General features: G+C 71.5%; 6 protein-coding genes. 5 read left to right on the top strand and 1 reads right to left on the bottom strand.

Translation table 11 applies throughout. The annotated features are described in order from the left end of the window. The first annotated feature begins 6 nt into the window (after positions 1-6). From AB0J09_RS19575 to AB0J09_RS19585, 3 genes are all read left to right on the top strand, one after another. Entirely contained in the window at positions 7-1131 is a 1125-nt protein-coding gene (locus tag AB0J09_RS19575) for a sensor histidine kinase (RefSeq protein WP_360692548.1), read from the top strand. After that, positions 1128-1793 carry a response regulator transcription factor gene (locus AB0J09_RS19580; RefSeq protein ID WP_360692550.1) on the top strand — a complete coding sequence of 222 codons (666 nt, stop codon included), beginning with the start codon at positions 1128-1130 and terminating at the stop codon, positions 1791-1793. Before AB0J09_RS19575 ends, AB0J09_RS19580 begins: the two co-directional genes overlap by 4 nt. Before the next feature lie 100 nt (positions 1794-1893). Further along, positions 1894-2874 carry an NAD(P)-dependent alcohol dehydrogenase gene (locus AB0J09_RS19585; protein ID WP_360692553.1) on the top strand — a complete coding sequence of 327 codons (981 nt, stop codon included), beginning with the start codon at positions 1894-1896 and terminating at the stop codon, positions 2872-2874. 116 nt (positions 2875-2990) lie between these two features. Here the strand turns inward: AB0J09_RS19585 and AB0J09_RS19590 are convergent, their stop codons facing one another. Continuing rightward, positions 2991-4505: an FAD-dependent monooxygenase gene (locus AB0J09_RS19590; RefSeq protein ID WP_360692556.1), complete on the bottom strand. Its 1515-nt coding sequence runs from the start codon at positions 4503-4505 to the stop codon at positions 2991-2993. Positions 4506-5027: 522 nt separating this feature from the next. Between AB0J09_RS19590 and AB0J09_RS19595 the strand changes: the two genes are divergently transcribed. Together AB0J09_RS19595 and AB0J09_RS19600 are read left to right on the top strand one after the other, a co-directional pair. Next, on the top strand, positions 5028-5375 hold the full coding sequence (locus tag AB0J09_RS19595; protein WP_360692559.1) for a hypothetical protein: 348 nt from the start codon (positions 5028-5030) through the stop codon (positions 5373-5375). Between the two features lie 108 nt (positions 5376-5483). After that, the coding region (locus AB0J09_RS19600; protein ID WP_360692562.1) for a cytochrome P450 at positions 5484-6505 on the top strand (1022 nt) is incomplete at its 3' end.

Here is a 6505-nt window from a genome sequence, read left to right on the forward strand (position 1 = left end):
GAAGGAGTGCTTCGCTCCGTGTGGAACGAGCCCCGTCCTCCCGACCCTCCGTTACGCGTCTGGCGGGACTGGGCGCTCGTAGGGGTGCTCGTGATGGTCGCGGTGCTCGAAGGGGTCCTGCGGCCGGACCTCCCGTGGCGGGCCGTCTCGGTGGCCCTCACGATCGGGCTGGTGCCCACGCTGCTGTGGCGCCGCACCAGGCCACTGCTGATGCTCGCGATCACCTTCGTGGCCACGAGCCTGGCTCCGCTGCTCACGGGCGGGGTGCGGGCGGAGACGTACACGATGGGGTTCCTGCTGCTCGTGGTCTACGCGCTGTTCAGGTGGGGGTCCGGGCGGGAGGCCGTGGCCGGGCTGGCGATCATGCTGGTCTCGGTCGGCGTCTCGATGGCCTTCTACGGGCTCGCCCCCGCCGACGCCGTCGCCGCGTTCGTCGTCATGTTCTCGGCCATCGCCCTGGGGCTGGCGGTCCGGTATCGGGGTAGGGCGCGGATACGCGAGCTCGAGCAGGTCAAGCTGCTCGAACGCGAGCAACTGGCCCGCGACCTGCACGACACCGTGGCTCACCACGTGTCCGCCATGGCGATCCGCGCCCAGGCGGGCCTGGCGACGGCTGCCACACAACCGGAGGCCGCGACCGACGCGCTCCGCGTGATCGAGGCCGAGGCGTCGCGCACTCTCGCCGAGATGCGCGCCATGGTCCGCCTCCTGCGCCGTAACGAGCCGGCGGAGCTGGCGCCGGGGCGGCAGATCGCCGATCTCGAACAGCTCGCCGGCCGGGCCCGCGTCGGCCCGTCCGTCGACGTGGAGATCTTCGGCGACCTCGACGGCCTGCCGCCGTCGGTCGGGGCAGCGATCTTCCGTATCGCGCAGGAGTCGGTCACCAACGCCCGGAGGCACGCCCGCCACGCCACCCGCATCGCGATCCAGGTCGCCGCCGACGACACGTCGGTGCGCCTGCGCGTCAGCGACGACGGCGACACCAGCTCCGTACGCACGATGCCCGGCTACGGGCTCCTGGGGATGATCGAACGTGCCGGGCTGCTCGGCGGCACCTGCGAAGCAGGGCCGAACCCCGACCGGGGCTGGACCGTGACCGCAGTGCTGCCCCGCACCGGGGCGGCGACATGACCGCCGAGGGCATCCGGGTGATCGTCGCCGACGACCAGGAGATCGCCCGCACCGGGCTCAGGATGATCCTCGACGCGCAGCCCGGCATCGAGGTCGTCGGCGAGGCCGCCGACGGGCGGCGCGCCGTCGAGCTGGCGCGGCGCCTGCGCCCCGACGTGTGCCTGTTCGACATCCGCATGCCCGGCCTCGACGGCATCGAGGCCACCCGCCGCCTGGCCGGGCCGGGCGTCGCCGACCCCCTCGCCGTCGTCGTCATCACCACCTTCGACCTCGACGAGTACGTCTACGCCGCGCTCCGAGCAGGCGCCCGGGGCTTCCTGCTCAAGGACGCCGGCCCCGACCTGCTCTCCCAGGCCGTCCGCGCCGCCGCCAACGGCGACGCCCTCATCGCCCCCAACATCACCGCCCGTCTGCTCGAGACCTTCGCCTTCGCCGGGCGCGCCACACCGCCCGCCAAACCCATCGAGGCGCTCACCGGCCGGGAAGAGGAGATCCTCGCCACCGTGGCGCGCGGGCGGACCAACAGCGAGATCGCCGATGAGCTGCACATCTCGCTCAGCACGGTCAAGAGCCACATCGCCAGCCTCATGACCAAGCTGGGCGTGCGCAATCGGGTCGAGATCGCCATGTGGGCTTACGAGACCAAGCGCGTGCGCAACTGATCCGGCCGATCGGCCGGTGAGAAGGTCGTACTTTCGGCTGTAGAGCGTGCCCAGGGGGTCTGGCGACACTTGTGGCGAGTCCCCGAAGAGGAGAAATGCGATGAAGGCGTTCGTCTCACGCTCGTACGGCTCACCCCTCCAGCTCACGGACATCGACCGGCCCGTGCCCGGCGACGGCGAAGTGCTGATCCGGGTGCGCGCCACCTCCGTCCAGCCCTACGACTGGCACTTCTTGCGCGGCGAGCCGTACGTCGCGCGCCTGATGGCCGGCGGCCCCGGCCTGCGCAAGCCGCCGTTCGCCATCCTGGGCGCCGACGTGGCCGGGGAGGTCGAGGCGGTTGGCAAGGGCGTCACGGAGTTCGCCCCGGGCGACGAGGTGTACGCGATGCCCAAGCAGGGCGGCTTCGCCGAGTACGTGTGCGTGCCGGAGAGCGAGCTGGCGCCGAAGCCGGAGAACCTGTCGTTCGAGGAGGCGGCGGCGGTGCCGATGGCGGCGAACACCGCCCTGATCGCCCTGCGCGACTCGGCACGCGTCCTGCCGGGGCAGAAGGTCCTCGTGAACGGGGCCTCCGGAGGCGTGGGCACGTTCGCCGTGCAACTCGCCAAGGCGTTCGGCGCGCGGGTCACCGGCGTCTGCGGCACGCGGAACGTGGACATGGTGCGGTCGATCGGCGCGGACGAGGTCATCGACTACACCAAAGAGGACTTCACCCGTAACGGGCAGCGCTACGACGTGCTGGTGGATATCGCGGGCAGCCGCCCCGCCTCGGCCTGCCGGCGGGTGATGACCCGCAAGGGGGCCTTGGTCCTCGTCGGCGGCCCGGCCGGCCGCTGGGTGCAGCCCGCCGGCCACGTGTTCGCGACGCTCGCGGCGGGGACGTTCGCGTCCCAGAGGACGGTCATGGCGGACGTGGTGCGCTGCACGGAGAACAGGCGGAACCTGACGACGCTGACCGAGCTCATCGAGAGCGGCGAGGTCCATCCGGTCATCGATCGGAGCTACCCGTTCGAGGAGATCCCGGCGGCCGTCAGGTACCAGGAGGCGGGCCACGCGGCGGGGAAGGTCGTGATCGCCGTCTAGCGTGCCCGGATGGGCTGGGCAAGCTGGTCGAGCAGGCCGCCCCGCTCGGCTCAGGCATCGGCGGCAGACTCCAGAAAGAGAGCAGGCTGACGCCGTATCCGCAGGAGGAGATCGGGCTACTTCCCCTCTGAAGGCCGGCCGAGCGCCAGGTGCAGAGCGCCGTCCGGGTCCTCGCCGCGCCAGGCCACGTGCTGGTCGGGGCGGACCAGCGTCAGGGGCTCGCCGGGCAGGTCCACCGCCTGGAGCGGCACACGCAGCTCGCGCGCCTGCTCGGCCAGCACGGCGGCGCCCGGCGCGCGCTGGTCGCCGACCACGCTGAAGCCCCGGCCGAGCCGGTCATAGAGGGAGTCGCCGGGCGCCAGCCACCGGTGCGGCAGGCGCTCGCCGGCGCCTTCCGCGACGATGGGGGAGCCCGCGTACGTGTAGCCGAGCACCAGGTCCAGGCTGTGGAACTCGTTGTCCTTGGTCCTCAGCACGGCCTCCGCCAGGGCCGGGCGCACCTTCTCGAACTCGGCCTCGTCCCCCATCAGCGCCGGATCCGCGAGCTCGGGGGCGAGGACGGACATGTTCGCGGCGGCGGCCTCGATGGTGTCGGCGGCGATCGGGCGCCGCTCGGTCTCGTAGGTGGCCGGCAGTGTGGCCGGGGCCCACCCGTTCAGTACGGCGGCCAGTTTCCAGCCGATGTTGACCGCGTCCCCGATCCCGGTGTTGAACCCGTGCCCCCCGTATGGCGGGTTCTGGTGCGCCGCGTCGCCCGCCAGGAACACGCGCTCGCTCGCGTACCGGTTGGCCAGCAGCATCCGGGCGTTCCAGGGGTCGGTGGCCAGGATCTCGACCTCGATGCCGGCTCCCGCCAGGTTGCGGACCAGCCGCATCGGGTCCGCGCCCTCCGCGGGGACGCCCTGGGCGATGCACCACCAGGTGTCCTTCAGGTCGAGGCGGCCGACGATGCCCGGCTGGGCCGGGTTCAGCACCCAGTAGTGCACGGCGGGGCCGTGCGGCATGCGCCCTGCCAGGCCGGGGGCGCGGAAGACGACGTTGAAGTTGGGCCTGGCGTCCTGACGGCCCTCGTAGCGGGCGCCGATGGCCGCCCTGGTCACGCTGCGCGGGCCGTCGCAGCCGACCACGTACTGGGCGCGTATCTCGCGCTCCTCGCCCGCCGCGGACGTGATCCGCACCGACACGCCTCCGGCGTCCTCCTTGAGCCCGGCCACCTGCCATCCGGTGAGCAGGGCGTCGCCGACGGCCTCGCGCAGCACCTCCTCCACCAGCGGCTGGGGCACCTGCTGGCCTGGCTCGGCCGCCAGGTCGGAGCCCACCAGGTCGAGCCCGAAGCACCCGCCGATCCTGGTGATCTCCCGTCCGAGCAGGCTGTTGACGAACACCGCCTGGTCCGACCACGAGACCGCCAGCGGCGCGCGCGCCCGTACCGTCTCCGCCAGGCCCCACCTGCGCAGCAGCTCCATCGAGCGCGCCGACGTCGTCTTGGCCCGCGGCCGCAGCCACGACACCTCCTCGCGCGGCTCGACCACCAGGCAGCGGACACCGTGATGGCGCAACTCCACGGCGGCGGCCAGCCCCACGGGCCCGCCTCCGGCGATCAACACGGGCACAGACTCGGGCACATCCATGGAAACCGTCCTATTCTCATAAAGATCAGGGGCATGTTCCCCCCTGCCGCCAAACCCCCGCAACCCCACCCCACCCAAGGGACAGCAACCCCGTGTGGTGGGTCGCTTACGCGCCTCCCAGAAGGTCTGAACCCCGCGCGGCGGGGCACTGGAGACCGACCTCCCCGATTGTTACCGTTGACGCGTCAATGACGATCATCAAGGGGTTTGCGTCACACGCTCCCCGGCCTGAAGGCCGGGGCTTGCCCGCCGTAGACGGTCTGTCGTCGTAGGCGGGCGGGCTGGCTCTGGTGTGACCAGCCCGAGCCATCACGAACAGGAGGTGCATCCTTGATGGCTACGTTTCACGTAGGACAGCAGACCCACCGTGCCGTGCTTCCTCAGCGGCACGCTCTGGAACCGATGTCAGCAGACACCCCCGGGAGCAGGGACGAAACGGGACACCGGCTCGCGGGTGACCGCGTATCCGGCGTGGAACATGGGCGAGGGGAGACCGCACAGCCCGCACCGGCTGTGCGGCGCGTGACCGCATGGCCCGCCACGGTGCTGTTCGCGGCCTGCACCGGACGCGGCATCTACGCCCGGACCCGCACCGACGCCCACGGCTTCCCCCGGCTGCGGCTCCCGCGCATCAAGCAGGTTCAGGGGTTCGCCACCGGGGATCTGGTACGCGCCGTCGTCCCGTCCGGCAAGAACGCCGGGGTCCACACCGGCCGGGCGGCAGTCCGCTCAACCGGCAAGTTCAACATCGCAACCTTCCGCGGCACTGTCCAGGGCATCCACCACCGGCACGTCCGCCTACTACAACGTGGCGAGGGCTATGCCTACCAACGGCATCCAGAACAAGGACAAACCGATGCGTCGAACTGACCGCCTCGACGGCATATCGCCTGACCGCGAAACGCCCATCCCTGCCCCGCTCGGCAGAAGTCCATTTCCTCTCCTGCCTGAAGGCCGGAATATCCACGGAGGTTCCCGATGACCGAGTCCTCGGCGATGCCGCCGCACATGCGGCGGGTGGGGTTCGACCCGGCTCCCGAGCTGGCGGCGGTCCGGGACGAGGCGGGGGTCGTGCGCATCACAAGCGCGTTCGGCCTGGACGCCTGGCTCGTGACCCGGTACGCGGACGTACGCGAGGTCCTGGGCGACGCCGAGCGGTTCAAGATCGCTGAGCAGACGGTGGCGCGGCTGCCCGGAGCGCCGGAGATGACCCCGGAGCAGCTCGCCAAGGCGCAGGCGGGCAACCTGCTCGGCGCGGACCCGCCCAAGCACACGCGCCTGCGCAAGATGCTGACCCCCGAGTTCACCATCCGCAGGATGCAGAGGCTGGAGCCGCGGATCAGGCGCATCGTGGACGACCACCTGGACGCCATGGAGGCCGCCGGGGCGCCCGCCGACCTGGTGCCGTCGTTCTCGCTGCCGATCCCGTCGCTGGTCATCTGCGAGCTGCTCGGCGTCCCGTACGAGGACCGCGAGGGTTTCCAGCACCGCACCAGCAGGATGCTCGACATGTCGGTGCCGGGCGAGGAGCGCCTGGCGCTGCAGTTCGAGGCGCGGGCGTACATGGAGGACCTGGTCCGCCGCATCCAGCGGGATCCGGGCGACGAGCTGCTCGGCATGCTGGTACGCGAGCACGGCGACGACCTGACGACGGACGAGCTCGTCGGGATCGGCGCCCTGCTGCTGTTCGCCGGTCACGAGACCACCTCCAACATGCTTGCCCTCGGCACCCTGGCCCTTCTCCGCCACCCCGAACAGCTCGAACTCCTCAGGAAGGAGCCCGAGCGCATCGATGCCGCGGTGGAGGAGCTGTTGCGCTGGCTGAGCATCGTCAATTCGGGCACCACCAAGGTCACGACCACGGAGGTCGAGCTCGGCGGCCGTACCATCGGGCCCGGTGAGCTGGTCGTCTGCGCTCTGCCCGCGGCCAACCGCGACCCGGCGCTGCTGCCCGACGCGGACACGTTCGACATCTCCCGCGGCGCCCCCGGCCACGTCGC

Source organism: Nonomuraea sp. NPDC049784 (assembly GCF_040659615.1).
GTDB lineage: Bacteria > Actinomycetota > Actinomycetes > Streptosporangiales > Streptosporangiaceae > Nonomuraea.